21 protein-coding genes are annotated in these 26,471 nt (G+C 47.7%); 5 read left to right on the top strand and 16 right to left on the bottom strand.

The window, feature by feature from the left end:
* Positions 1-514 precede the first annotated feature (514 nt).
* The gene (locus RF007C_RS03970; RefSeq protein ID WP_037297458.1) at positions 515-1,939 is read right to left on the bottom strand and encodes a hypothetical protein; all 1,425 of its coding nucleotides are present in this window, start codon (positions 1,937-1,939) and stop codon (positions 515-517) included.
* Positions 1,926-2,480: an RNA polymerase sigma factor gene (locus tag RF007C_RS03965; protein WP_019678930.1), complete on the bottom strand. Its 555-nt coding sequence runs from the start codon at positions 2,478-2,480 to the stop codon at positions 1,926-1,928. Before RF007C_RS03965 ends, RF007C_RS03970 begins: the two co-directional genes overlap by 14 nt.
* 270 nt (positions 2,481-2,750) lie before the next feature.
* On the opposite strand from RF007C_RS03965, the gene RF007C_RS03960 reads away from it, so the two are divergent.
* From RF007C_RS03960 to RF007C_RS03945, 4 genes are all read left to right on the top strand, one after another.
* Positions 2,751-3,701, top strand: coding sequence for an ABC transporter ATP-binding protein (locus RF007C_RS03960; RefSeq protein WP_037297456.1), 951 nt, complete (start codon positions 2,751-2,753; stop codon positions 3,699-3,701).
* Between the two features lie 2 nt (positions 3,702-3,703).
* Positions 3,704-4,837 (top strand): ABC transporter permease, encoded by a 1,134-nt coding sequence (locus RF007C_RS03955; protein WP_037297453.1) that lies wholly within the window; start codon positions 3,704-3,706, stop codon positions 4,835-4,837.
* A complete protein-coding gene (locus tag RF007C_RS03950; RefSeq protein WP_037297450.1) occupies positions 4,824-6,008 on the top strand; it encodes an ABC transporter permease in 1,185 nt (394 codons plus the stop codon). The genes RF007C_RS03955 and RF007C_RS03950 overlap by 14 nt, the downstream gene beginning before the upstream one ends.
* A gap of 287 nt (positions 6,009-6,295) precedes the next feature.
* Complete coding sequence (locus RF007C_RS03945; RefSeq protein ID WP_037297448.1) at positions 6,296-7,597, top strand: hypothetical protein; 1,302 nt, start codon at positions 6,296-6,298, stop codon at positions 7,595-7,597.
* A gap of 158 nt (positions 7,598-7,755) precedes the next feature.
* Here the strand turns inward: RF007C_RS03945 and RF007C_RS03940 are convergent, their stop codons facing one another.
* The 14 genes from RF007C_RS03940 to RF007C_RS16890 all read right to left on the bottom strand — a co-directional run bounded on the left by RF007C_RS03940 (position 7,756) and on the right by RF007C_RS16890 (position 19,332).
* Positions 7,756-8,451, bottom strand: coding sequence for a thioesterase II family protein (locus RF007C_RS03940; protein ID WP_019678935.1), 696 nt, complete (start codon positions 8,449-8,451; stop codon positions 7,756-7,758).
* A gap of 1 nt (position 8,452) precedes the next feature.
* A complete protein-coding gene (locus tag RF007C_RS03935; protein WP_019678936.1) occupies positions 8,453-8,704 on the bottom strand; it encodes an acyl carrier protein in 252 nt (83 codons plus the stop codon).
* 2 nt (positions 8,705-8,706) lie between these two features.
* Positions 8,707-10,266 carry a class I adenylate-forming enzyme family protein gene (locus RF007C_RS03930; RefSeq protein ID WP_037297446.1) on the bottom strand — a complete coding sequence of 520 codons (1,560 nt, stop codon included), beginning with the start codon at positions 10,264-10,266 and terminating at the stop codon, positions 8,707-8,709.
* 2 nt (positions 10,267-10,268) lie between these two features.
* Positions 10,269-11,390 (bottom strand): alpha/beta hydrolase, encoded by a 1,122-nt coding sequence (locus tag RF007C_RS03925; protein ID WP_037297444.1) that lies wholly within the window; start codon positions 11,388-11,390, stop codon positions 10,269-10,271.
* A 26-nt stretch (positions 11,391-11,416) separates the two neighbouring features.
* Positions 11,417-11,773, bottom strand: a complete 357-nt coding sequence (locus RF007C_RS03920; RefSeq protein ID WP_037297438.1) for a hypothetical protein — start codon at positions 11,771-11,773, stop codon at positions 11,417-11,419.
* A gap of 65 nt (positions 11,774-11,838) precedes the next feature.
* A complete protein-coding gene (locus RF007C_RS03915) occupies positions 11,839-13,050 on the bottom strand; it encodes a beta-ketoacyl-[acyl-carrier-protein] synthase family protein (RefSeq protein ID WP_037297437.1) in 1,212 nt (403 codons plus the stop codon).
* Between the two features lie 27 nt (positions 13,051-13,077).
* Positions 13,078-14,199: a 3-hydroxyacyl-CoA dehydrogenase family protein gene (locus RF007C_RS03910; protein WP_037297436.1), complete on the bottom strand. Its 1,122-nt coding sequence runs from the start codon at positions 14,197-14,199 to the stop codon at positions 13,078-13,080.
* Entirely contained in the window at positions 14,196-14,906 is a 711-nt protein-coding gene (locus tag RF007C_RS03905) for an enoyl-CoA hydratase/isomerase family protein (protein ID WP_019678942.1), read from the bottom strand. Before RF007C_RS03905 ends, RF007C_RS03910 begins: the two co-directional genes overlap by 4 nt.
* A complete protein-coding gene (locus RF007C_RS03900) occupies positions 14,903-15,340 on the bottom strand; it encodes a hypothetical protein (protein WP_037297434.1) in 438 nt (145 codons plus the stop codon). The genes RF007C_RS03905 and RF007C_RS03900 overlap by 4 nt, the downstream gene beginning before the upstream one ends.
* Positions 15,321-15,737 carry an acyl-CoA thioesterase gene (locus tag RF007C_RS03895; RefSeq protein ID WP_037297433.1) on the bottom strand — a complete coding sequence of 139 codons (417 nt, stop codon included), beginning with the start codon at positions 15,735-15,737 and terminating at the stop codon, positions 15,321-15,323. Before RF007C_RS03895 ends, RF007C_RS03900 begins: the two co-directional genes overlap by 20 nt.
* Positions 15,734-16,453, bottom strand: a complete 720-nt coding sequence (locus tag RF007C_RS03890) for an enoyl-CoA hydratase/isomerase family protein (RefSeq protein WP_037297431.1) — start codon at positions 16,451-16,453, stop codon at positions 15,734-15,736. The genes RF007C_RS03895 and RF007C_RS03890 overlap by 4 nt, the downstream gene beginning before the upstream one ends.
* Before the next feature lie 11 nt (positions 16,454-16,464).
* Positions 16,465-16,767 (bottom strand): acyl carrier protein, encoded by a 303-nt coding sequence (locus RF007C_RS03885; RefSeq protein WP_019678946.1) that lies wholly within the window; start codon positions 16,765-16,767, stop codon positions 16,465-16,467.
* 61 nt (positions 16,768-16,828) lie between these two features.
* Complete coding sequence (locus RF007C_RS03880; RefSeq protein WP_037297430.1) at positions 16,829-17,719, bottom strand: malonyl CoA-ACP transacylase; 891 nt, start codon at positions 17,717-17,719, stop codon at positions 16,829-16,831.
* Between the two features lie 422 nt (positions 17,720-18,141).
* Positions 18,142-19,332 (bottom strand): ECF transporter S component, encoded by a 1,191-nt coding sequence (locus tag RF007C_RS16890; protein ID WP_082316684.1) that lies wholly within the window; start codon positions 19,330-19,332, stop codon positions 18,142-18,144.
* A gap of 502 nt (positions 19,333-19,834) precedes the next feature.
* On the opposite strand from RF007C_RS16890, the gene RF007C_RS03865 reads away from it, so the two are divergent.
* On the top strand, positions 19,835-26,471 hold a 6,637-nt coding region (locus RF007C_RS03865; RefSeq protein ID WP_161634869.1), incomplete at its 3' end, for a SpaA isopeptide-forming pilin-related protein.

Genomic DNA, 26,471 nt, shown 5'->3' with positions numbered 1-26,471 from the left:
ATGAGGGAGCACCGATAAGCTTCGGTGCGGAGCTTTATTGAGCCGAAAACAGCTCATTATATTAACTGTGTCCCATATAAAATAACGAACGGCGAAAACAAAGGCAGACGGGAGAGGGTCCGTCTTTATGCCTTTGTATTCGTCTTAAAAAAGCTTTTGCGTGAAAAAGCTTTGCAGGGAGACTTTTTTCTCAAAGGAAATGTGGAAATACTTGATACAGGATATGTTATTTATGGGAGGGGTAACAGGCCTTTTAGTATTTCCACTTCATTCCTCGGAGTCGATATATTAACACCGGACGTCCATGAGCACTGCGACCGATGTATCTGACGTGCGTACAAGATCACTTCAGATCATATATCCCTTTAAGCAACCTATTATTGCTATATTTTTATTATAAATAAAATATGAATTGATAACAACCTATAAAATAAATATTTGGTGGACAAAATGACGGAAATGCAAAAAAGTGCTCATACTGACCAAAAATTGCGGTCGGTATGAGCACTTTTGGTTATTTCAGATCGTCTATAAGTTTGTTGACTGCGTCAGGCTCCATATCAAATGTCAGAGGCTGTTCTAACATAAAGATAGTGGCATTGTTGCCGTGATTTATCCGGATTTCGCCTAGTTTGATCATTCTTTCGTATGTTAATGGATCATACAGTATAAAGTATATGGAGACCCATGACATTTCAGTGTTTTCGTCTTGCTGCCGCAGCTCTTGCCGCAGGTCTGTAAACGGCTCCATCACCTTATCCTTTGGCAGCTCACTGTATACCTCGTCCGTATCGTACAGGTACATATCGAAGTGTTTTGCGTATTTTGATATTTTAGTGGAATTTATGAAATCCGCAACAGTCTCGGCGGTAAATTTTTCGTTCACGCCGATATATACGTCATCGGAATCTTCAAATTTTACCATGCACAGGAACTTGGGATCGAAATCAGCGTAGCTGTATACGGTATATCTCACGTATCTGCTGACGGAATCGACATACATCCTGCCCTGAGACAGCTCCTCTCCGTTTATATCCGCAGCTTCGTATTGCCATTCTGTTATGGTGTAACGGACGTAATTGTAATAGAAATTATTGTAGGTCACTGCTGTAGTCTCTGCGGTAGTCGGTGCTGCCTGTGTGGTAGTGGTGGTGTGTACAGCGGCACCGGTGGTGGTCGTGCCTACCGGGAAAGTAGCATAGTGTTCCGTGGTATGGGCAGTTTCCGTGATAGTTGTGTATGCAATAGAGGTAGCAGGCGGCGGCATCGTTCCCGCTGATGTCGTAGCAACCGCAGCGCTCTGAGTGGTAGTTCTGACAGATGTAGTGGTTATACGGGCGGTCACAGAAGTGCTGGTGGCAGTTCGTGTGGTCCGTGTGATACTTGTTGTGCGCGAAGTTGATGTGATGATATATGATGTGATGCGGGTACTTGTGGAAGTTCTATTGGATGATGTCTTATCCGATGTGACCGTTGTACGTGATGGAGATGTGACCTCCATGCCCGAAGCGGTAGTACGGGCAGTATCCTTATTTCCCGAGGGAGCGCCTCTTGTTGTGGTAGCGGAAGTCCTTTCCGCTGTTGACAGGGCCGCAGTTGTATGGACAGTCGGCCTTGTAGTTTCGGTTACTGCCACGGTAGTAGCGGCAGCGTTTTTCGTTGTGGTTATATCGGCAGTGGTCTCAGTGATCGCTGCAGCAGTTGTTGCAGATGTTGCCGTTTCTGCTTCCGAGGTGGTGTACTGATTGCTGTCCTTTGGAGGCATGAATGAGAGCAGGACATCTGCTTTCCAGATTCCTATACCCACGAGTATCATAAGGCAGCAGCTGAGTGCAATGGAAGCACGTCTTATAAATATTGCTTTTTTCCTTTTCTTTTTTTCTAAGTACTCATCTCTGCGCCGAAAAACACGATCAGCTATATCGTTATAGTTTTTCATACTCAAAGCCCTCCTTTTCAAGCTTTGATCTCAGCGCAAGCTTTGCTCTGTAAAGGAGATTTTCTATCTGGCGGTTACTCTTGTGCATGATATGAGCAGCCTCAGAATTGCTCAGTTCTTCGAAGAAGGTGAGGTAAAGCACCTGTCTGTAATCGGAATTGAGAGTCTCCATAGCTCTGTGGAGCGAGATCTGTTGTTCTTCCCTGAGGTAATCCTTTTCTATGTCACGCTCATCGGAAAGATCATAAAATTCGTCGGAAGGAGTATCGGAAAAGCGGCGCATCTTTCTCATATGATCTACGGCTGCATTTCGCGCAATGGCGTATATCCATGTCTTGAACGAGCTCTTTCCCGAAAACTTGGGTTTTTTCGCAGCAAGCTTGAAGAAAGTATCTTCAACGATCTCTTCGGCAATACAGAAATTGCCTGTGATGCCGTTAAGATAGAGGGCAAGACCATCTTTGTAATCGCGGATCAGTTCTACCAGTCCGCTGTCATCACCGTCCAGGTAACGGCGGTAGCTGCTCGCACCGTTATCCATGAGCGCCTCCTTTCCGAAGATAACCCTCTTTCACTTATTAGACGAACGAAAAGAGGATTTCTCTCAGCTGATAATAATGTATATTACAACATTACCCGACATTATAGCCGTCATAACATATATTATAACATGAAGACGCAGTATTTGCAAGTGACATTCCGCGGGTTGAAATGTGACAAATGTCATATGAGAAACTGACTGTGGACACTACAAAAAGTCTTTTCCGTAAGGTATAATAAGGACAGTGAAAAACACAAGGAGGACATCAATATGGAAAATACAGTTGTAAGGATCAAAGACCTGGTAAAGCGCTACGGCGATCTTATTGCGCTGGATCATTTCGAGCTTGAGATAAAGGACGGAGAGATATTCGGACTTCTCGGACCTAACGGCTCGGGCAAGACCACTACCATAAACTGTCTGCTCTCGCTTCTTTCCTTTGACAAGGGTGATATAGAGATATTCGGAAAGAAAATGACTCCCGTCAGCTATGACATCAAAAAGGAGATAGGCGTTATCATGCAGAACGTTGCGGTATTCGATGAGCTTACCGTGTACGAGAATATAGACTACTTCTGCGGCCTCTACATCAGCGACAAGGCAAAGCGCAGACAGTACGTCGAGGAGGCTATAAAGTTCGTTGGGCTTGAGGATTTCCGTAAATTCTATCCCAAGAAGCTCTCGGGCGGACTTCTCCGCAGACTGAACATCGCCTGCGGTATTGCCCATAAGCCGAAGCTCATAATCCTTGACGAGCCTACTGTGGCAGTTGATCCCCAGAGCAGAAACAGGATACTCGAGGGTATACAGGAGCTCAACAGGAACGGCGCTACGGTTATATACACCTCCCACTATATGGAAGAGGTTGAGCAGATATGCACCCGCATAGCTATCATGGACAAGGGCAGAAAGGTCGCTGAGGGCACCAAGGACGAGCTCAAACGCATGATAAAGAATACAGAGACCATAACCATAGAGATACTTGAGCTGCCCGGAAAGGTTCTGGGCGAGGTAGCGGGTCTGCCTCATATATATGACGCAGACTACGTGGACGGCAGGCTCGTGCTCAGCTGCTCCGGCGGCAAGCATAACCTCACAAGAGTTCTCGATGTGCTCCATAAGCATGAGCTTGGATTCGGCAGAGTTTACACAGAGCTGCCTACACTTAATGACGTATTCCTTGAGATAACGGGCAAGGCTCTCAGAGACAAGGAGGATTGACCATGTTCCTGCATATACTTAAATATGAGCTGAAAAACGGTCTGCGTACAAAGGACCTTATGATATGGCTCATACTCTTTCCCATAGCCCTCGGCATATGCTTCAAGATAGCCTTCGGCAGCATATACGACAAAACGGAAAAATTCAGCAGCATTCCCGTAGCCATAGTTGAGGAGAATGAGAACGAGGCCTTCAGACAGGTCATAAACAGCATAGAGAGCTCTGAGGAGCCCTTCCTGAAGGCAAGCTTCGTCACCAGGGAAAAAGCGGAAAAGCTCCTTGACGACGGTGAGGTGGAGGGAATAATCTTTTCAGGGGATGAACTGAGCCTTACAGTAAAGGAGAAGGGACTCCGCGAGACCATGCTCAAATTCTTCACGGAGCAGTTTACAGTCCGTGAAAGGATAATCTCCGATGCTATAAAGACTTCTCCCGAAAAGGCTCAGGAGGTCATAGCGGCACTTACGGAGAATACGGAATCCTCATGCAGGGATATTCCCGTTACTCAGGGCAATCCCGATCTGTATATCCAGTATTTCTACAACCTCATCGCTATGGTGGCACTGTTCGGCTGCAATACGGGAGTTCACATCACTATACAGAATCAGGCAGATCTTTCGGCACTGGGCGCAAGGAACAACTGCTCTCCCGCACATAAATCAGTCAGCATACTTGCCTGTCTTGCAGGAAGCTTCATTATGCAGACATTCTGCATGATACTCTGTGTCTCCTTTGTTGCCTTTATACTGAAGGTGGACTTCGGCGACAGACTGTTGCTGGTATATCCTGCGGCTATACTGGGCGGTATCCTGGGAGTATCCTTTGGCTTCTTCGTCGGCTCTCTTGCCCGCGTGGGAGAAAAGGCAAAGACAGCGATCGTTACGTCTGCAGCCATGCTGATGTGCTTCTGCAGCGGTCTTATGATGGCAAATATGAAGCTCTTCATAGCTGAGAAGATGCCCTGGTTCAATAATATAAATCCTGCGGCACTCATATCGGACTGCTTCTACTGTCTCAATATCTACGAGGATTACGGACGATTTATATCCAAGCTCATAAATATTGCGGTAATAACCGTGATATTCATATTCCTGGGCTTTATATCTTCAAGGAGGAAGAAATATGCAAGTGTTTAAGGCAATGTTCAAGATCGTGAAAAAGAGGCTTCCCTCTGCGATGGTCTATATTATCGTATTTGTTACGATCTCTGTTCTGGTCACCAATGCTTCATCCAAGGACAATCAGTTCAAGGCGAGCAGAATGGAAATAAGCGTGTTCGATCACGATGATACTCCCGAGAGCCGCGCTCTTACGGAGTACCTCGGAAAAAATAATGATATAGTTGAGATAGAGGACGACAAGGACAAGATCATCGACGCTCTTTACTATAAGAAACTGAATTATGCCCTTATAATCAATGAGGGCTATGCGGAAAAGCTGAAGGCAGGGGAAACGGCAGACCTTTTCGGAAATTACCACCTGGATGAGTGCTTTTCGACGGTATATATCGGTCAGTTCCTGAACGAGTATACAAGCTCGATAAAGGCTTACCTTGCCATGGGCAAGACGTCAGACGAGGCAATAGCTCTTGCGGAGGAAGCTCTGTCGGTACAGACAGAGGTGAATATGCTGAGAGTCGACAAGGGCGGAAATTCGCATTACAGTGTGGATTTCGCAGGATATTTCCAGTATATGCCCTATGTGCTCATATCGGTAATATTAGCAGTTGTTTGTCAGGTACTGGTGACTATGAACAAGAAGGATATACGCTACCGCACCAACTGCTCCTGCATAAAGAATTCAAAGTACACAGCCCAGCTTTTCATCGGCAGCGGACTCTTTGTGCTTGCGGTATGGCTGCTGCTTATCGCGGTGGGTGCAGTGCTCAATGAGGAGATGTATACCGGCAGGGCGTGGTATGCGGTGCTCAACAGCTTGATATTCTCTGTTATCGTGGCTGCAATGGCAGTATTCATTGCAAGCTTTGATCCCAAGGATAACGTGCTCAGCCTTATCACTCAGATAACGGGACTGGGAATGAGCTTCTTCTGCGGTATATTCATTCCCATGGATGTACTCAGCGACGGAGTTCTTTCCGTGGCGAGATTCATGCCTGCATACTGGTACATCAGGGCAAATAATATGATTGCCGATATCGAGGCATTTGATAAGGATAAGATATTCCAGTGCTATGCTATGCAGCTTGCTTTCATCGCAGCATTTGTGACTCTTACTCTTCTGGTCCGCAGGATCAGATACAGCGGTGCTTCCATAGGCACAGCCGTAAAGAAGGCTGCTGTGAGCTGAGCTCTGCCGCATAAGAAGACTTCCGCGGAAAGCAATAACATTCCGCAAATTATATATTATCCATGTTGAAGCTCCTGCATCAAAGCAGGAGCTTTTTGCGTAATACCGGCCTCCATGACATATGTAGCTCATCAAATTACATATGTCACCGGAGAAATGACATATGACATCTTAAAAAGTCTGTCAAAGCGTGATAGAATAAGACCATACCAAACGACAGTATTGTTCAGGCGCCGGACAAAACTAATAAAAAAACAGTATATTATTTTAATGGAGGTTGTATTATTATGAAAGCAATATCAAAAAAGGTCATCAGCTTATTATCAAGTGCAGTTCTTCTTTTCAGTGCCGCAGGTGCTGTACCGGCATATGCCGAGTCCCGTGTTGCTGCAAGTACAACATATTCAGTTGGTGTAAGAAAATCGTTGTATTTCGGGCTGGATTCTTATGATCCCGAGCTTCCCAGCGGAGGAAGCGTCACTATGAAAGTAGTGCAGTCAGGCAAGATCACAGGCAGCAATCCAAGGATCAGATATCAGTGGTATAAGAACGACAGCGCTATTTCCGGAGCAACATCATCAAGCTATGCTGCAAAATCAACAGGTACTTATTATTGCAAGGTCATTGTGACAGTGAACACTAAAAATGCAGACGGCAAAAATATTACAAGGACAACTACATTCACCACAGGCAAAGCAACTGTTGTAAATAAGTTCACTATAACAAGACAGCCGCAGGATGAAGCTGTTATAAAGAGGCATTTCTCACGTCAGCTCTATATAGGCGTAACAGGCGGTACTGCTCCCTATACCTATGACTGGACACTTGACGGTACTGTTCTGCCTCTTGCTCATAATAAGACTATGATAAATGTTACCACTCCCGGCAAGTATCAGTGCATAATAACAGACAGCAAGGGCAGAACATTAAAGAGCAGAGCTGCAACTCTTACGGAGGATTTCCTGAGGATCACATATACTACAAGAAGCGGCAATATCTATTCAGCAGGCGGAAGCTATAATATTTCGGTACAGGCTGCCGGCGGACAGGCTCCTTACAGATACGAATGGATCCACGACGGATATATCATGCCCTATAAGACAGCTTCCATCAATGCAACCGAGAAAGGCGAATACTACTGTAACGTTTATGACGGATACAACGACAAGGTTACCAGCGAAAAGGTAACTGTACATGATCAGATCCTCAGATTTACAAAGCAGCCTACTACAGTAACTTCAAATTCATACAGCGATACAGCTTCTCTTTCAGTATCAGTAATTGGCGGAACAGGAACATACGGCTATGAGTGGCAGAAGTATGTCAATGGTCAGTGGGTAAGTGCAAATTGCTATAAGCCTACTTTAACTGTCAAGAGAAGTGATACCCACAATAATTCGTCATGCGACGGCAAAATGTATGGCGGACGCTGCGACCTGCACTATCTTATCCGTTACTTTACTGAATACCGCTGCGTAGTAAAGACATATGACTACAGCGGATATGTTGTTACTCAGGTCACAAGCAATACAGCAAGAGTATATGATGACGTCAAGGATTATATCACTGACGTTGAATGGGCTTGGTAATAAAAGGCACTGTACAGGAACAGCGCTGATATAAAAGATATACGCCATAGTGCTTCTGATATGATGGTCAGAAGTACCATGGCGTTTCTTTGTGCGTTCCGGTAACGCATACGAGCTTTGTTTGTACCGAAAACAAAAAGGACGGATACTGTCCGTCCTTACAAATTCAGTTTCTCTTTTATGATTCCGCAGACCTCTTCCCTGTGCTGCTGATAGTAGAAATGTCCGCCTGAGAAGCGGTAGATCTCATAACTGCCGTCGGTGTATCTCCTCCAGCTGCTCATATCCACTTTCTGCATGAGGGGATCCTCTGTGCCGTATATCACTGTAATATCACAGGGGAACTTCACGTCAGCAGGGGATACGCTGTAGCGCTCTGCCATACGCACATCAGTGCAGAGTATGCGGTTGAGCATACGCACCAGTCCTTCATCCTGTACGGCGGCTGATGACGAAAGTGCATTTGCCGAAAAAAACGATACTATTTCATCATCCGTCGCGTTCAGTACGTTCTCGAAGCAGTTGACATCATCATCGGGAGGATTTTTTCCCGAAAGGAAAATATGCACAGGCATTTCAAGCCCCTTCTCCCTTGCCTGCTTCACAAGCTCCGTGACGAGAACTGTTCCCATACTGTGGCCGAAAAGTGCGTAGCTTCCTCTGAAATGCTCTGAATGCTTTTCTATGAGGTCTGAAACGCAGTCCTCCACAGTGTCAAGGAGCGGCTCAGAGTAGCGCGTAAAACGCCCCGAGAGCTCCATAGGCACTACGGTAAGTTCCTTGGGCAGAAAGCGCTTGAAGGCGCTGTAGCTCTTGGCTGAGCCCCCTGCATGAGGGAGAAAGAATAATACCATGTCAGTCCTCAGCGGGTATGCCCTTTTCGTTGAGCAGGTCGAATATCTCACCGACCTTGCTGATAGAAGCGACCAGCGAAAGAGGAACAGTAAGGCCGAATATATCGGTTATCTCCGAGCCGAGGCCGAAAAGTCCCAGCGAATCGAGATAAAGGTCATCGTAAACATCTGTATTCTCATTTATCTCTTCAGTGTCTACGCCCACATAATCCGAAATAGCCTTTTTAAACTCTTCAAAATCAAGATTATTCATTATTATTTATACTCCTTTTTCCTGAGGTATTTGAACTGTATCTTCCCTATATCCTTGGGTATCTCTTCAACGAGGACCACCTTGTCGGGCACCTTGTATGCAGAGAGCTTTCCGTCGAAATAGCGTGCCAGCTCGCCTCGTGTCACCTTTTCATCGCCCTTGGGCTGTATGTAGGCAACTATCTGCTGTCCGATAACGGGGTGCGGCTCATCGGTGACTGCCGCAGCTGCTATCTTGGGGTGAGTAAGGAGACAAGCTTCAACTTCTTCAGCGTGAACGAGATTGCCGCCGCGCTTGATTATACGCTTGCTTCTGCCTGCGAAACGTACTATACCGTCAGGAAGTTTGTTTACGAGGTCGCCTGTGCAGAACCAGCGGCGTCCCTGCTCGTCTGTGAGTATCTTCTCTGCGGAGAGCTCGGGGTTGCCGAAATATTCAGTGATAACGCCGTCTGTGTATACGCAGAGCTCGCCGACTTCACCTTCGGGAACGTCGTTTTTGTTCTCGTCGATAACGCGGTAATCTGTAAAGCTGAGCTTGCGGAAATCGCTTGGATCCGTGCCTGCATCTCTTGCTGAGTCCCATACTACCATTGTGCAGGTCTCGGACGAGCCGATAACGTTTACTACACGGATACCCAGCTTCTCAACGAATATATCTGCTATCTCCTTGGGAAGGACTTCTCCTGCCCAGTAGCTTATACGGACGCTTGAAAGGTCATACTTGTCAAAGTCGGGAGTTGAGAGAAGCACCTTTGCCAGTGTTGAGGTGAGCTGGATAACGCTTATCCTGTACTTCTGTACTGTTTCGAGGAATGTTACAGGGTTGAACTGAGGCTGATACATTACCGTACCGCCCTTGAGGACCATCTGCTGTCCCATGCCGAAGCCGCCCTGATGATAGAGCGTCATGCCCAGCATCATTACGTCATCGGATCTGAATTCCAGATAGTCGCCCATATCCTCCTGTGCGGCAAGGAAGCCTCCCGAAGGTACGGAAAGTATCTTCGGTGTGCCAGTGCTGCCTGAAGTGCAGGCGAGAGACATTGTGTGGAGATAGTCGGGGGCGTATATCTCGCACTGATCGCTGCCGTACTCTGCCATGAACCTGTCTGCCGAGATGTAGCAGCTGTCCTGAGGGATAACACTGTCATCAGCGAAGCATATCACCTTGTCAAGAGTGATCTTTGAAGGGATAAGGTCGCTGACTGCTGCGATAATGTTGTTGTTTCTGTATTTTTCTGTTACGAAAAGCACCTTTGATGTAGTTGCCGGTATGAGCTTTGACAGCTCAAGGGAGCCGCTCTGGGGATCCATCGGAACAGGTTGTGCGCCAATTCTTACTGCCGACCAGAATACCAGGAACCACTCTATACTGTTTGGCATACATATGCCGACTTTGTCATTTTCGGCTATGCCTTGTTTTTTCAATGCAGAGCCCAGAACTGCGGTCTTTTTCATAAAATCGCCGTAGGTGAGCTCGTTCTCATCGATCCTCAGTAGAACCTTGTCAGGCGTTTCCTGAGCGTATCTGCTGTAGTAATCAAAAAACTTCTTTGACACCTTTATTTTCCCCTTTTAAGTCTTGTAGCGATGAAATCCGCTGCTATGTGCTTTACCCAGTGGTACTGCTCGCCCACGGGCATTGCGTGCATTATGGTCTCTTCCGAGACATATGCAGGTTTATCTTCTATATGTATGCATTCCTTATAGCCCTTAGCCTTATCGAGAAGTCTCTGTGAGGCTTCGGGAGTCATCCAGTTGTCATCGCTGCTGTATACCATAAGGAAGTCTGTCTTGTGTGTGCCTTCCTCCAGCTTTTTCATACCCTCAAGGTAGTCCTCGCTGTACTGGTATGAGCTCCACTTGCCGCGCTTCATCCATACAGGTATATTGTCCTGATCGGCGAAGTTCATGAGGAGGGGGAAGAGGCTTACGCATACCTTTGCCTTCTTGCGCTTTACAGTGGAGCGGAAGGCATAGCCGCCGCCCATGCAGAGGCCGAAGTTGCCCACTTCTGTGCTGCTGAGCTTGTCGGTGCTGTCGATGAATTTGTATATACCGTCGAAAGCAGCTTCCAGCTGCTTGCCGCCGCATTTGATATTGTTATGGATTATTGCTCCTCCTGCACCGGGCATATCGGGAGTTATTACCGCTATACCTCTTTTATTGAGAGGAGCAGCCAGCATTTCCAGCTCTTCCTTGCAGCTTCCGATGCCGGAATAGGTGATAACCACGGGATAATCCTTTTTTCTGCCCGAATCGGGGTAGTGTATGTATGCGGGGAGCTTGCCGTATTTTGTGTCTATCTCCACATACTGTATCTTATTTTTGCAGAGCTTTATATAGCGTCTGTAGCTTTCTTCGAGACCTTTGTATATCTCTCTTTTGTGTTCAACGTCTTCTATATTTATCATAAAGCAGGCATAATGGCACTGAGCGGAAAGCTTTGCGTATGCTCTTGCTGATATTAAATTTCCTTCCTTTTCCGCTTTGTCGCGGAGCTCATCATAGCGGCTGAGCTTTTTATGCCATTCGTCGAGCCATACGGCCTGGATCTGTTTGCCGCTCTTGACTTTAACATTGTCGATCTTCTTGAGGATGTACTCCAGATCAAAGGGATCTGCACCGTAGAGGAGAGAGCGTGTTGCTACCGGATTGAGAAGGTCTCTGATTGCCCATTTCATAATTATCGTGTCCTTTCGTCGTGTAGTCAGCCCGTATACCGCCAAGCACCTTCACGTGTCATTTCGGTGAACTGCATATAGATGCGGTACGGATTGACCTTGGTGTGATGTTGAATAAGTCTGAGCATTCTGTCTGCAAGCTCCTTGAGGAAGGGAGCCTTGTCGCCGGCATACTCCTGAGGCAGTATATAACGGAATTCGGCGAAGAATACGGTATCCTCCGAGGAATTCATATACATTGCACAGTCATCGAGCATTACCATGACAGCAGGCAGGGGCTTTTTCAGTATATCAGACAACTCCTTTGCGGCCGCGTCGAGAAATGAGGTGCGGTCGGCAGCAGAGCTGAATTGATAGTTTGTTTTCATCTGTGCGATAGGCATATCCTTTATTTATCCTTTCAGTTATGGTTTTTGCGTACCGTCTGTACAGGCAGTATATGAGCTTATCAGTCCTCGTATCTTCTGAGTACAAGAGTTGCATTGTGTCCTCCGAATCCGAAGGAATTGGATATTGCAACATCTACCTTGTGCTCCTGCGGCTTGTTGGGGACATAGTTGAGGTCAAGCTCGGGATCGGGTGTATCATAGTGTATGGTTGGAGGCACTATGCCCGTTTCTATTGCTTTGATGCAGGCGATGGCCTCAAGAGCTCCGCCTGCGCCGAGAGTATGACCGATGGAAGCCTTGACAGATGACATGGGGATGTCGTATGCTCTCTTGCCGAAGACCTCTTTCACAGCCATTGTCTCGTAAAGATCATTGAGACCTGTGGATGTGCCGTGTGCATTGATGTAGTCAACAGCATCGGGGGATATTCCTGCGTTGTCCAGAGCTTTTCTCATGGATTCTGCCATACCTGTGCCGTTGGTCTTGGGAGCTGTAAGGTTATATGCTTCGCCGCACATTGCAGCGCCTGCCAGCTCACAGTATATCTTAGCGCCTCTTGCCTTTGCGGACTCCTCCGATTCGAGAACGACCGTACCGCCGCCCTCGCCCATGATGAAGCCGTCGCGGTCTTTTGTGAAGGGACGGGCTGCTGTTTCGGGATCGGGATTTACCGACATTGCAAGAAGCTGATTGAATCCGCTTATTACAAGGTGTGTTACTGTGTTTGAGATACCGCCTGCGATTACCATATCGCAGAGTCCCGATTCGATGAACTGCTTTCCGAGAGCGATAGCATACGCAGATGAAGCACAGGCTGTGCTTACATTGAAGGCAGGTCCCGTAAAGCCGTATCTTATGGATACCAGGGCAGGGAGCTCGTTGGGCATCTTCTTTAATGTGATGTTGAGGGGCTTGTCGAGCTCATAATCCTCATAGGAATTATCTATGACGCCGTAGATGACGCCAACCCTTGAGCCGTCGCAGCTTTCGGTGTCGATACCGCAGTCGGCAATAGCCTCGCCTGCGGAAGCAAGTCCCATTCTTGTAGTGGTAGTGGCAGCATTAAGCTGACGCTTTTTCCAGTATTTTGATGTTTCTGTCTCAAATGAATCGTCGACCTCGGCGGCAACTGTGGTATCGTGGCCGTCAAGGGGAATCCTTGTGATGGTTCTCATCCCGCATTTTCCAGAAATGAGACCCTCCCAGTAATCGGCGGCGGTGTTTCCTATGGAGGTTACGGCACCGATGCCTGTGATAACAACTTTTTTCATAATCTACTCATATCTCCTGTATATTGTTTAACCTAAAAGCATTTCCCATATGCTTTTATCCTGATGTACATAGGAACCGAAGCCCGTATCCGCGTAAAGCTCGTCAAGAGCAGCAAAGAGTGCTTCGATGCCGTATTTTTCACAGCAGTCGGACAGTGTCCCGGCAAGTCCGAGAGTATCCTGCACCGCTTCCTTCAGGACTGCTTTATCGCCGCTGTATTCCGAAGCGGCATTGACTGTTTCATTCAGTATGAGCGCTGCCATATAAAGCGCAGCTTTGCCGCAGTCGGCGCCTGCTTTGTTATCGCGCTCCGCCATGAAGTCAAGGAAGTTCATGGTCTCCCTCGGGCAGCCCTCCGAGAGCCAGCCCTTCATCTTCTCAAAGCCGTAGCCGAGAAGGCCTTTGTTGCGTTCGATGCGAAAGCTGTCAGGGCTTCCTGCCATAAGTCCCAGTCCCACGCTGTCCAGCACCTCGAAGGGACCTGCCACGGGGAATAGCTCCTCAAGAGCTCCGCCCAGTTCGGTGACCGAAGCTCCGAAGCGGTCGCGGAGATATATGGCGTGTGATACTGTGCAGGCAAGTATCTGATTCAAGTATATGTGGTATTCGCCGGAAAAGACTATGGACTTTTTGCCTGCGGCCTCTGCCAGCTTTGAAGCTTTTCCGGTATTGCTCTGTGAGGTCTCGGGGAGCACATTCAGCTCCACGAAGCCCGTGAGCTTCACAGGGTAGAAGAAGTGCATACCGAAGCAGCGCTCCCTGTGAGGTATATCTGCGAATACTGAAGCTATATCCAGCGATGATGTATTTGTAAGCAGCAGGCAGTCCTCAGAGACTGCGGCGGCTGCCTTTGCGAAGAGTTCCTTTTTTGCGGCCATATCCTCGAATACAGCTTCTATTACGGCGTCGCAGCCGCTGAGTGCGGAGATGTCGTCCGTAAAGAGGAAGGAATCCTTTTTGAATTCGTACTGCTCTTCGGTTATTTTTTTTCTTTTGAGGCTCTTTCCCAGACTTTTCATTACAGCTGCGGTGTTTTCTTCAGCTCCCGAGAGGTCTGCAACAACGAACTCTGCGTCATGGAGCTTGTCGAAGAAGAGGGAAAAGATGTCCTTTCCCATTTTTCCGTAGCCGACTATTCCTATCTTCATGCCTGCGCCCCCTTGTCCTTTTTGTAGGAGCTTATGTACTCTCTGTACCGCGAAGGCTCAAAGTCTCCGAAGTTTTCGGAGATATAGCCTATAAGCGCCATAGCCTCGGGAACGCCCTGCTTCTTTTCGGTGTATATGTCCGCCCAGCCCAGCTCGTATGCTGTGTCGGCTGAGAAGAGCTCTCCCGACATAACGAGGGTATAGGCGTTTTTCATGCCGCAGATCTCGATGGTCCTTGCAACGCCTCCCAGTGCGGGGAGTATGCCAAAGGTGGATTCGGGCTGACCTGCTCTTGCATTCTTTTCGATTATCCTGTAATGGCTGTTTACCGCGATCTCACTTCCAGAGCCTATACAGAAGCCCGTTACTACGCTGATCACCGGGAACGGCAGCTGACGCAGGAAAGTGAAGTAATGCTTTTGCCTGATGTGGCCTTCGGGAAGTATGCCCGTGGCGTCATCGTATGTTTCGTTTGCCGAGCGCTCGGAAAGTGCCTCAACGTCGGCGCCGACGCTGAAGTGACGGCCTGCGCCCTTTATTATGAGCCCTTTGCAGCTTTTCTTTGCGGCTTTTTCTTCGATCTCCGCCATAACGGCTTCGTATTCCCTGAAGAAATCCGCTGTCATAAGGTTATTCCCCGGCATATTCATTGAGAGTATGAGGACTCCGTCCTGTTCCTCAAGTATCATACCGTTATTTTCGTTCATCGGAGCTGTCCTCCGTTCTTCTCTGACATAAGGCGGTAGAATGCTCTCGACTCTGTGCCGAGGACCTCCTCCGCAGGAGCTGTTCTTGCCGCAGTGAAGCAGGAGTTTATTTCCTGTATCTGCTTTTTTGTCTTGTCTTTGAAGAGTTTTTCCGCAAAGTCTTCCGCTTCCTGAGGCGTTATCACCATATCGGCGGCCTCCGAGAGCTCACTGCGGTCGTTGTCTTCGCTGACGACAGCTGACATAAAAGACGCCCGAGCAAGATATTCTCTCACTTCGGACTTTTCGGTTTCGTCAGCGCCGAGTACGGTGCTCTCATCCGCACGGATGAGAAGCAAGCAGGTATCGTCAATCTGTTCCCTTTGGCCGAGGAGCTCGTAAAGCGAACCTATATGGCTGACTTCAGCAGTTATGTCATTTTTCGTTATGGTCATTTTTTTCCCCTTCCAGGCACTCTCTTACCCTGTCAGGAATGTCGCAAATAATGCGTTCGCTGTTGACATAGGCGAGCTTGCCCGAGATCCTGCATGATACAAGACCTGTATTTTTATTTCTTATTATGTGCTTGTAGCTGACAACGCCGCAGGTGCAGGATACTTCCGTATCTATCTTTACCTCGTCGAACATTTTCAGCTCATGTATATATCTCTGACGGCTTTCAAGTATGACCGGGAAGAGTCCCTCGGCTGTGAGTATCTCCAGAAGTCCGTTCACCCTCAGGAAGTTCCACAGAGCCGACTCTGCGTACTGAAGGTATACCGCATTGTTCACATGACCGAATGAATCAAGTTCATATCCCCTTACCGTCAGATCAAAAGTGCTTTTTTTCATTTTTTCGACGTCTCCGCCAGTGCCGCTTCGAATTTGCCCTTTGAGGGATCCGCAGCGCCCTCTTCGGCAAGGTTTACGGTGTCGATAATTGCGTGTATCTGAGTGAGTGATTTGCCGCTGAGAAGCTCCTTTACGAAGGCTATGGTCTCATCGAAGGAGTTTTTGTTCTCGCTGAGCTTTGTGACGAGTCCCATCTCTAACGCTGTTTTAGCGCCTATCATCTCGCCGCGGAGTATCATGCCGAGAGCTTTTTCCTTTCCCAGGAGCCTGTAAAGTCTTTCCATACCGCCCATACCCGGGACCACGCCGTGCATTATCTCGGGAAGTCCGAGAAAAGCAGAGGGAGAAGCTATCCTGAACTGGCAGCTCAGTGCGATCTCCAGTCCTCCGCCGAAGCAGCCTCCGTTTATTGCGGCAGCGGTTATTATCGGCAGTCTTTCAATGGTACGCAGAAGCTCCCTTGCGCTTTCGAGCTTTTCCGACAGCTCCGTGACGCTTCCTTCGCCGAAAAGTGAAACGTCTGCGCCGTGGGAGAAATGTCTGCCTTGGCCTGTAATGACAAGAGCCCCCACCTGAGGATTATGGTCCAGCCAGCTGAGGAACTCTCTGCGGTCAATGAATTCCGGGGCGGTAAGCAGGTTCTTGGGACCGTTGTCGATGGTAAGTACGGCTATATTATCCTCTGCGTGAAGCTCAGACAGTTTTGATCTAAGCATTCCTGTCTCTTTTACTGATTAACGATATCGTTGCCGTACTGATATATCTTGCAGAACATCTCAACGACATCACTCATAGTGTCCATGGGAGCCTTGAGCATATACTTGCCGATGCTCTGGAGCTTGATATCGAGGTCATACTTGTCAGCTGTCATTTCGATGAGCTCGACGAACATAAGTGAATCGCTGCCCAGATCCTCCTGGGGATTTGTGTCCATAGTGATTTCGTCCTTTTCTACTTCGCACTCCTCTGCGTAGTAGTCGAAGATCATATCCTTGATCTCCTGTCTGATCTCTTCTGTAATCTCTCTCATAAATAAAACCTCCAAATTCTATTTTTTCCCTTTCATTTTTGGGTATGCTATATATGCAGATTCACACATCTTCGAGAGTGTAAATCTTACATTTCCTGTTTACGCGCGAGAATTTGCTCACCGCGCCGTTGGGGCTCACGTCAAAGAACTCGGTCACGCCAAGCTCCTCAAGCTTTTTAAGAGCCAGATCCCAGCGTATGGGAGTATAAACATTCAGCTGATTTTCTCTCATTACCTGCTGCCCGGTGGTCATTATTTCTCTGTCAAATATTGAAAGCATGGGATAATCGGGAGCACGGTACTCTGTGGAAGCACAGAAATCAACGTATTCCCGCGAATATTTTTCCATTATAGGGTGATGGTAGGCAACTCCCGTGCCGAAGCTGAACACCTTGAGGGCGCCTTCCCTCTGGCAGAGGTCAAGAGCCTCCGCAACGGCCTCTGTACGGCCGCTGAGCATCACGTGGAATTTTGAATTGCCGCTACCGATAACGAGCACATCGGGAGAAAATCTTGCGGAGAGGAGCTCCTCTATGTCGTTATAGGAGAAGCCTATGACTATGCCCATATCCAGTTCTTCGCCCTGTTCATCGAGACAGCGCATGGTAGCGCGGTTCATCATGATGATGTCATGGGCGAATTCGTGGGGGACACAGCCGAAGCAGCCGCTTATGCTGACTATGCCGGAGCTGTAGCCTGCGCCTATATCCGGGATTATCCCCTTGCTTATGTAGTGCTCGAAGACCACTCTGTCGCAGATCAGGGAGATTATCCATTCCGCGACTCTCCCGTCATAGGAGCTGTTCTTTTCAAGGTCCTTGCTGAGACCAAGTCTGCCGAATGCAGAATCAAGGTAAAATTCATACTTATCCATAAGTTCCGGCGGCATATTCACAAGAAGTTTTTCAGGCTTGGAACCGATGCCGTTGAACAGGAATGCGCGGTTGTACATTATGACACTCCTTATTATTTATATATACATATTATCATCTATTATTAACGCTGTCAATAGTAAAAATGGCGTTCCTGATAAATTTGAGAAAAATGATAAAAAATTCACATTCTTCGAATTGAATTTTATAAAATGTTTCAGTTATACTTTGCGTATTATCAACGCATCTGCGTCGATAATCTGATGCAGATTTGGATGAAATGGTATTAATCTGCTAAAAATAGCAATTTGTTGACATATGGGAAACTTATATCGGTTAGCTCTACATTGTATTTTTATAAGCTTCGGTGAGTGAAATATACTGTCAGTTTTTTAGCGTGATGCATAAATCCGGCAGCAGACCAAAGGTGTGCGCCACGAAGAGAATTCTGCACAAAATGTTATAAAAAAGCCCTTTCCCTTCCGGGAAAAGGCTTTTGCGGTCAGTCCTTGAGATTTTCGGGAGTCTTTATCAGCTTTGCCTTGAAAAGGGCGGTACAGATAAGAGTTGTGAATATTGTCGAGATAACCATTTCAAACAGTGCGTTGATACCTACTGAAGTTATCAGGAAGAGCATCATGCTCTTGCCGTTTCTGAGCTTGTCGATGTAGTTGAACTTCTTGTATACCTTGAGTGTGTATTTACCGTCGCTGAGACCTCTGAGGTCTGCGTAGGATTCTTTGAACTTTGCGGACTTGCCTTTGATCGTCCTTCCGTTGAGTGAAGCACCTTTGAGGCTTGTCGAACTGAGTGCGAATTTAACTGCCTCGGAATCAGTGGTCGTGGGCAGTGCATCGTCGGAATCCGCAACTGTGAATACCAGATCATTGCCGAAGAGGATACGTTTGCCGTCTGCGGAGAAATCCACATCCTTGCCGCTGTTGTCCTTTACTTCGGAGATAACACCGTTGCTTACGGTGATGGTGTATTTGTTGTCAAGTCCTGTTGCTGTGTGGTTGAAGAGCAGCACCAGCGCGGACATGAAGAATATCGTATTGAGTATAGCAGCCGAGAAGCCTGATACGGCACATGACTGCTGTAATCTTGAAAGGTTCTTTTTGTTTACGAACCACCATGCAAGTCCGAAGCCGACTGCGAATACAGCGAGAAGCACAAGGGCTACGGGGAGACCTGATGTCATGAATTTATACATTCCGTCAGACATTTTGTACTTACCGTTCTCGTCGTAGCAGATGAGAAGCATGATCGAAAGGAACAGTCCGATGAAGACTGCGCCTGTAACCATTCCGGTGATGACGGAAAGCTTCTTTGTCGATTTGATCTTGGAAAGGCCAAGGAAGATGAGACCTACGAAGAGGCCGTCAAGAGCACGGGATACCACACGCTGAATGAATGTGAGCACGGGGCTGATCTCCAGTGTCATTGCGCCCATTCCGCTGAGTACACCTATGCCGAAGCACTGGCCGAAGCTGAAAAGACCGAACACTATGCCCATTATAAGTCCGCCTATTGGCCCGAGGGCAATGGCAGCTATTGCTATTGGGATGATGTTGAGAGTTATGGACAGCGGTCCTATCGGTATGGATCCTATGGGTGTGAGCGAGAAGAGCGCCACAACGGCGGTCAGAAGGCCCAGCAATACCAAGGAACGTACGTTGAACTTAGCTTTCATAATATTAAATTCCTCCTTGTTACTACTCCTCTTATTGAGGATATAATACAATACTTATATAATACCATTTTTTGGAATACTTGTAAATAGCTCATTTTACAGAAATAGCCCAACAAGTGTTCAAATAATAGTACACATTCAACTAATATAAAAAGTGTATGCGCTTATATGCATGTAAAATAATACTAAAAGTTTAATCACTAGGAGTTGAATTTGAACAGTTTTTTACGAAGAGTCACACAGATTGGTTTAACCAGTTGACCGCTGCTGTGGTAATTTGTGGAACATCCATTCAAAACCCCGAAATGTCGCCTTTTAATAACAAGTTGCACAATTTCCGTTCAAAATTTTTTCATTTTTAGTAATACTGAAATATTGCAAATAGTATACTAATATGATATAATATAAGTGCAAAAACTGTATGGTATCATCCTGCGAACAAGCAGAAGGGTAGACTTACGGGGGATTGTAAAAAAACAAAAAAGGAAAGGATGGGATGACCATGAAAAAACCGATGGGGAAGCGCTTTTTAAGTGGCGTTACCTCAGGACTTCTGGCTGTGACATATGCGTTGCCGTCGGGATTGAGTCCGCTGCAGGCAGTAGCAGACAGTGTACATCCTGCTGACGGGCTCCCCGTACTTGACAGGTACGAAGACACGCAGTGGTACATGAACAATCCTCTCGGAGTAGCAGGTGACTTTCACCTGTTCGGCTTCGAAGAGGTCATAACAAGAAACCATGTAAACGGTAACATCGCCACTCCAAATCTCGTTGTCGAGAAAGGATCGGGCGCAAGTCCGAACAAGCCTTCGGGTGATGTTGTCAAGATGCTCAACGTCATCACAAAGAGCATAACCTGGGGTGAGGAGGCAGACCACGGTAAGGACTGGCAGTCGGGCAAGGAATACTGTTCGATGAATATGAACAATATGAACGATGCCATGCTGCCGAAGGATTATGAGATCTGGGCTAATGACACCGTGGATTATTCAACTAATCCTCCGTCAACAAATAAAAGGACGCAGCTGTCTTACCCGACAAAGCTCACAGGTTGGAGCTCTGCAAATGTTTTTTTCGGTACTAAGGATCAGTATGAAAACGGAGAAAAGGATACTTTCCTTAGGATCAGCTCACAGCTCGGCACGAGCGGCTATATAGGTCATGCAGGTGACAAGTTCATCGACTTTGAGGCTCTCAAGAAGGAATACAAGATCAAATCAGACGACTTTGCACAACTCAGTGAAAGATATGCCGATTTCGTGTGGGATGCCGGTGACCCCTGGGACGAGCCTGATCCCCTGCTCGATCCGGAGCGTACATCAACACTTACTCTTGCCAAGGAAGGCGCCAATGTACTCAGCATCAATGCAAGCGATGCCGAAAAGTACAAAAACGTCACTGTCAAGGATATCAATCTTGTAGGCGGCGAGCGTACAGCAGAAGGCCTTATCGGAGGTGTATACGAGGGAGAACAGACTCTCATCGTCAATATCAACCTCGAACAGGCTGAAAGCTTCACATGGAACCCGACATGGCATTATTACAGCGTTGACGGCGAAGATCTCAACGGCGCTGAAGAGACCTGCTATGTTGGTACAAATATCATTCTCAACTTCTACAATGCAAAGGAAGGCGGAACAGAGGTATACTTCGGCGGTTCAGCTCCTATCCCCATGGGTGTGGCACTGGCTCCCGACTGTGACTTCAAGGTAGGCCAGATCAACGGTGCTGTCATCGCTAACAAGATAGACGCTACCAACGAGACTCACGCGGCTTACTTCAAGAATCCTCTTTCAACAAAAAAGACCATCAGCGTTTCTGCTGAGAAATCCTGGAGCGACGGAGACGAAAAGCACAGCGGAGATGAGGTGCAGATCTCACTTTACCGTGCAGGCAAGGGCGGACTCAAGAACGTTCTTGACGAGTTCAGCGTTGCAAACAAATTTGATGACGCTGTCAGGGCAGTAAGTCTTGCAACAGGAATGTCGGCTTACCGTGAGGGAGCAGGCGGCCCCGGCGCGGGCGGTCCCGGAGCATCAAAGACTCTTTCGGCAGATACAGACGCAAAGACCATCAGTATCGTTACAGGCGGCGCTCCCGGCGCAGAGCCCTCAACAGAGGTAGTTTTCAAGAAGTCTGGCGACGAAGTAACATCTACGCTTGAAGACGGTACGTACACATACACAAGAAGATCTGGTATGTCAAGCACGGACCTTACCTTTACGGTTGCGGGAGGCAAGGTTACAGAGATCAGCGGTGAAGCAATTTCAGCAAAGAAGATCGGCGAGGCAAAGACACTCAAAGAGGCAAACAGCTGGAAAGAAACATGGATTGATCTTGCAAAGACAGATATTGACGGCAATAATTACTATTACTACGTCGTCGAGGAAAATGTTCCCAAGGGCTACACTGTTTCCTATGAAGGCAACGGCGTAACAGCAGGAAACAAGAAGATAACAGTAGCCAATACAGGCGAAGGTATCATTTCCAAGATCAAGATCGCAAAGCTCTCGGATACTCTTACCGTAGAGAACGAGACAGATTCAGACGTTTCCTTCACATCGGCTGAGGAGAGGATCTCCGGAGCTCAGCTCACTCTGAAGCTCAAGGCAGCTGCTGAAGAAGGAAGCAAGCTCGATTCGGGCGTAAAGTCAAGCCTGGACGACAGCGTGAACGGCAAGCCTGTTTACAGCGAAGATACTATCACATGGACTACGGTCGGTCTCGACATCGAATTCGAGGGACTTCCCGACGGACTCTATGAGCTCACAGAGATCGCACCTATCGGCTATCAGCCCATCAAGCCCATGGAGTTCAGAATAGACAATGGCAAGGTTAACGGAAAGGAAGAACAGATCGTTCTTACAGATGAAGTTTTCGTTGTCATGGAGAACAAGACAAATGCAGAGGGAACTTCCGTTGCAGGTGCTCTTCTCCGACTCACAAGCACAAGCGGCGCTGACCTCAGCACTGTAAAGGCTCACAGCTCTGCTTACTTTACAGCAGACGGCAAGGCGTACAGCACTGATGCGAACGGTCAGCAGGCTTACAGACTTGATAATTCACACAACGAGATCAGAAATCTCGCAAGTGACAGATCAGCAGCTTTTGAGTGGTACTCAACAGGCTCTGACGTAGTATTCACAGGCCTCCCCGAGGGCGACTACTCCATCGTAGAGGTAAGCGCTCCCGCAGGCTATGCATCAGACAAGAAGGCAAGGACCTTCTCTGTTTCAAGAGACTCTGAGGGCAAGCTCACAGCAACAGGAGATATCTCCGCTGCAAGCGCTCAGAAGCTCGCAGACATTGTAAACAAGAAGCAGACAGTAACAATCAGCAAGGGCGATATGGGCGCCAAGATCATCGAAGGTGCTGAGTTCGAGCTTACAGCCAAGGACGGCTCGGCTCTCGGAAATATCACAGTTCCCGCTCCCGAGCTGGCAGAGACAGTAAAGAAGTCCATCGGTACGACACTTGATTCCAAGGGCGTAAAGATCACGGGCTTAGAGGACGGCAAGGAATTCAGGATCATCGGACCCACATTTAATAATGTAAAGGTAAATGATGCTGATGCTTCCTCAGGCCAGAACGTATACGAGTACACAGGAAAGGTCGTTGACGGCAGCATCAAGCTGGACGGCCTCCGCGACGGCACTTACACAGTTACCTGTGACGGCAATGTCTATGAGATAACCGTTATAGGAACCGAGATGAGCGCTCCCGAGATAAAGACTTCCAGAATGGCAGATCTCACTGAGGACGGAACAAAGTATTCCTTCAGCGGCGGAGACGCTTCCATGACAGGTCTTGCAGACGGAGACTATGTACTCAAGGAAACAGCTTCACCTAACGGATATACAAAGGTTGAATCCGAGTTCAGTTTCAACATAACAGACGGCAAGATCACTGTTACAGGAGCTTCCACAACAGGCAGGGCTGTTATTGATCCCGACGATGCTTCACATCTCATAATCATGGATGACATCTCGGAGATAAATATCACAAAGACATTCGATGCAGCAGGTTCAACAGCTCCCGAAGGCACAACTGAGGGCGCAGACCTCAAGCTCACATTCGTAAAGGCATCTGCTGCCAAGGCTGTAAAGCCCGTTGCGGGTGCAGACAGTCTCAAGGAAGGCGAATCGGCAGAGTGGAACACATCAAGTGAGAATCCCAGAACATTCAAGGGACTTCTCGACGGTGAGTACAAGCTCGAGGAGACAAATGCTCCCACCGGCTATGAGTCTGCCGAGGCAAAGACATTTACTATCGTTGACGGCGTTATCGCTGAGATGAATGCCGCAGGCGAGATCGTAAGCACAAGAAACAGCGAGACTCTTCTCAACACAAAGCAGGGTACAGTTACTCTGGACAAGAAGGCTCTCGGCGGAAAGACTATCCCCGCAGAGGCAGGACAGGCTAAGTTCACTCTTGAAGCAGCAGGCGAAGGCGCTACACTCAACGGTGTAAGCATCAACGGCGAAAAGGCTCTCAAGGATACAGACAAAGCTGAGAATATCGTTTGCAGCGATAACAATATAACCTTTACAGGCCTCAAGAAGGGTACATACAAGCTTACCGAGACATTTGCTCCTGACGGTTATTCCGTAGTAAGCTCATTCACATTCGATGTTGATGAGAAGGGCAATGTTGCAAAGGTATCACTTGCTGATACAACAGGCAAGGTAAGCGTAGGCGAGGACGGACGCATCATCGTTGAAGATGCTCCCACACTCTTTATTGACAAGACCGACCTCGGCGGAGAGATCATAAAGGGCAGCGATGTACACTTTACTCTCACAGCTAAGAGCGACGATCTTACACTGGAGGGCGTCAAGGTCAATGGCGGCGAGGCTCTCGGCAAGGTAAAGACCTTCGATTTTGAAGGCAACAGCACTAAGTTAGAATATCTCAGGGACGGTGAGTATTCACTGAAGGAGACAGCTTCTCCCGATGGATTCTCAACAGTTTCCGAGTTTACATTCACTGTTGCTGACGGTCTTGTAACAAAGACAAGCGCAGTTACAGACGGAGTCGTTACAGCAGTTGACGGCGGCACACGCGTCAAGGTAGAGGATATGCCCATTATCAAGCTTGATAAGAAGGCACTTGGCGGTGAGCCTATTTCCGAGGAAGCAGGCAAAGCCAAGTTTGTTCTCACAGCTGAGGGCGAAGGAAGCACTCTCGAGGGCGTTAAGCTCAACGGAGGCGAGGCTCTCGGAAAGGTAAGCTCCGCAGAGTTCGACGGCAACAATGCAACATTTGAATATCTGAAGAAGGGAACCTATTCTCTCGAAGAGACAGCAGCTCCCGACGGATTTACAACAGTTACAAAGTTCACATTCGACATTGATGAAAAGGGCAATGTAACAAATGTAAGCACAGTTACAGACGGCAAGGCTTACGTGGATGAAAACGGTCATCTCGTAGTTGAGGATGCAAAGTCAACAGTTACTATTGACAAGAAGTCACTCGGCGGAGAGGAGATCCCTGCAGAAGCAGGCAGCGCTAAGTTCGTTCTCACAGCCGAGGACAAGAACGGCGATCTTGGCGGAGTAACAGTAGCTACAAGCACAGCCGCAGGCGAGACTCTCAAGGAAGGCACAAAGTCCTACACCTTTGAGGGCAACAGCATAAACTTCACAGGTCTCAAGAACGGCAAGTACAGCCTTGAGGAGACAGCAGCACCAAGCGGCTTCACAACAGTTACCAAGTTCACATTTACTGTTGAAAACGGCAAGGTCACAGGTGTTGATACAGTAACTGACGGCGATGTAAAGATCAAGGACGACGGAAAGACCGTTGAGGTACAGGACGATAAGACCAATGTACTCCTTGACAAGAAGGCACTCGGCGGCGAAGAGATACCTGCAAGCGCAGGCAATGCAACATTCGTGATCGCGCCCGAGGGTGAAGGCAATACACTTGAAGGTGTTGAGGTTATCACAGGAACAGCTACAAGCGGCAAGAAGCTTACAGCTAAGGATGCTTCATATACCTTTGAGGGCAACAATGTAAGATTTATCGGTCTGAAGAAGGGAACCTATTCTCTCGAAGAGACAGCAGCTCCCAGCGGCTTCACAACAGTTACAAAGTTCACATTCGACATTGACGAAAAGGGCAATGTAACAAATGTAAGCACAGTAACAGACGGCAAGGCTTACGTAGACGAAAATGGTCACCTCGTAGTAGAGGATGACAAGACAGGTCTCACACTGGACAAGAAGGCTCTTGGCGGTGAGGAGATACCTGCAAGTGCAGGAAGTGCAACATTCGTACTCTCAGCAGAGGACGAAGGAGCAACACTTGAAAACGTAACTGTAAGCATGGGTGAAGGCGAAAGCGCATCATCAAAGACACTTACAGCCAAGGACAAGTCATACGAATTCACAGGCAACCACGTAAACTTCACAGGTCTGAAGAAGGGAACCTACTCACTCGAAGAGACAGCAGCTCCTGACGGCTTCACAACGGTTACAAAGTTCACATTCGATATTGACGAAAAGGGCAATGTAACAAATGTAAGCACAGTAACGGACGGTAAGGCTTACGTAGATGAAAACGGCAAGCTTGTAGTTGAAGATACCAACAACGAGTTCACAATCAGCAAGCATGATATCACAGGCGATAATGAAGTAAAGAATGCTCATATAGAGATAACAAACTACAATATCGACTGGGCAACGATAACAGAGGCTAATAAGGCTGATAAGGACTTCTCAAATGTTGTGGACAGCGAAGGCAATGTAATCGGTATCCAGTGGATCTCGGGTGATACTGCAAAGATCATCAAAGCTCTCAAGGACGGCGATTATACCCTCAGGGAGGATGGCGACGAAGTCATCGACGGTGACAAGACATACACTGTTATTCCTTCCGAGCTGAACTTTACAATAAAGGGAAGCAAGATCATATCAGCAAGCGGTAAGGACCTCAAGGAGGCAGCTGATGCAGCTTCCGAAACAGGTTATTACTTAGTTGATAAGGCAAAGGGTGTTATCAAAGTAAATGATGCGGAGGCTACAACTACCACCACATCGACAACGACCACCACAACTACAACATCGACAACTACAACAACAACTACCACGACAACTTCGACTACTACAACAACGTCGACAACCACAACTACTACAA

The organism is Ruminococcus flavefaciens 007c, assembly GCF_000571935.1.
In the GTDB taxonomy this organism is placed as follows: domain Bacteria; phylum Bacillota; class Clostridia; order Oscillospirales; family Ruminococcaceae; genus Ruminococcus; species Ruminococcus flavefaciens_F.
The sequence above is the reverse complement of the archived record's forward strand: the minus strand, read 5'-3'. Positions and strand labels throughout refer to the sequence as shown.

What these genes read in the sequence shown, in the direction of transcription:
- RF007C_RS03885 (WP_019678946.1), bottom strand. Translation starts at nt 16,767, where the DNA reads ATGAGAGAGATTACAGAAGAGATCAGACAGGAGATCAAGGATATGATC.
- RF007C_RS03880 (WP_037297430.1), bottom strand. Translation starts at nt 17,719, where the DNA reads ATGTACAACCGCGCATTCCTGTTCAACGGCATCGGTTCCAAGCCTGAA.
- RF007C_RS03935 (WP_019678936.1), bottom strand. Translation starts at nt 8,704, where the DNA reads ATGAATAATCTTGATTTTGAAGAGTTTAAAAAGGCTATTTCGGATTAT.
- RF007C_RS03900 (WP_037297434.1), bottom strand. Translation starts at nt 15,340, where the DNA reads ATGACCATAACGAAAAATGACATAACTGCTGAAGTCAGCCATATAGGT.
- RF007C_RS03910 (WP_037297436.1), bottom strand. Translation starts at nt 14,199, where the DNA reads ATGAAGATAGGAATAGTCGGCTACGGAAAAATGGGAAAGGACATCTTT.
- RF007C_RS03970 (WP_037297458.1), bottom strand. Translation starts at nt 1,939, where the DNA reads ATGAAAAACTATAACGATATAGCTGATCGTGTTTTTCGGCGCAGAGAT.
- RF007C_RS03895 (WP_037297433.1), bottom strand. Translation starts at nt 15,737, where the DNA reads ATGAAAAAAAGCACTTTTGATCTGACGGTAAGGGGATATGAACTTGAT.
- RF007C_RS16890 (WP_082316684.1), bottom strand. Translation starts at nt 19,332, where the DNA reads ATGAAAGCTAAGTTCAACGTACGTTCCTTGGTATTGCTGGGCCTTCTG.
- RF007C_RS03920 (WP_037297438.1), bottom strand. Translation starts at nt 11,773, where the DNA reads ATGCCTATCGCACAGATGAAAACAAACTATCAATTCAGCTCTGCTGCC.
- RF007C_RS03960 (WP_037297456.1), top strand. Translation starts at nt 2,751, where the DNA reads ATGGAAAATACAGTTGTAAGGATCAAAGACCTGGTAAAGCGCTACGGC.
- RF007C_RS03890 (WP_037297431.1), bottom strand. Translation starts at nt 16,453, where the DNA reads ATGCTTAGATCAAAACTGTCTGAGCTTCACGCAGAGGATAATATAGCC.
- RF007C_RS03950 (WP_037297450.1), top strand. Translation starts at nt 4,824, where the DNA reads ATGCAAGTGTTTAAGGCAATGTTCAAGATCGTGAAAAAGAGGCTTCCC.
- RF007C_RS03925 (WP_037297444.1), bottom strand. Translation starts at nt 11,390, where the DNA reads ATGAAATGGGCAATCAGAGACCTTCTCAATCCGGTAGCAACACGCTCT.
- RF007C_RS03915 (WP_037297437.1), bottom strand. Translation starts at nt 13,050, where the DNA reads ATGAAAAAAGTTGTTATCACAGGCATCGGTGCCGTAACCTCCATAGGA.
- RF007C_RS03965 (WP_019678930.1), bottom strand. Translation starts at nt 2,480, where the DNA reads ATGGATAACGGTGCGAGCAGCTACCGCCGTTACCTGGACGGTGATGAC.
- RF007C_RS03955 (WP_037297453.1), top strand. Translation starts at nt 3,704, where the DNA reads ATGTTCCTGCATATACTTAAATATGAGCTGAAAAACGGTCTGCGTACA.
- RF007C_RS03940 (WP_019678935.1), bottom strand. Translation starts at nt 8,451, where the DNA reads ATGGTATTATTCTTTCTCCCTCATGCAGGGGGCTCAGCCAAGAGCTAC.
- RF007C_RS03945 (WP_037297448.1), top strand. Translation starts at nt 6,296, where the DNA reads ATGAAAGCAATATCAAAAAAGGTCATCAGCTTATTATCAAGTGCAGTT.
- RF007C_RS03905 (WP_019678942.1), bottom strand. Translation starts at nt 14,906, where the DNA reads ATGAACGAAAATAACGGTATGATACTTGAGGAACAGGACGGAGTCCTC.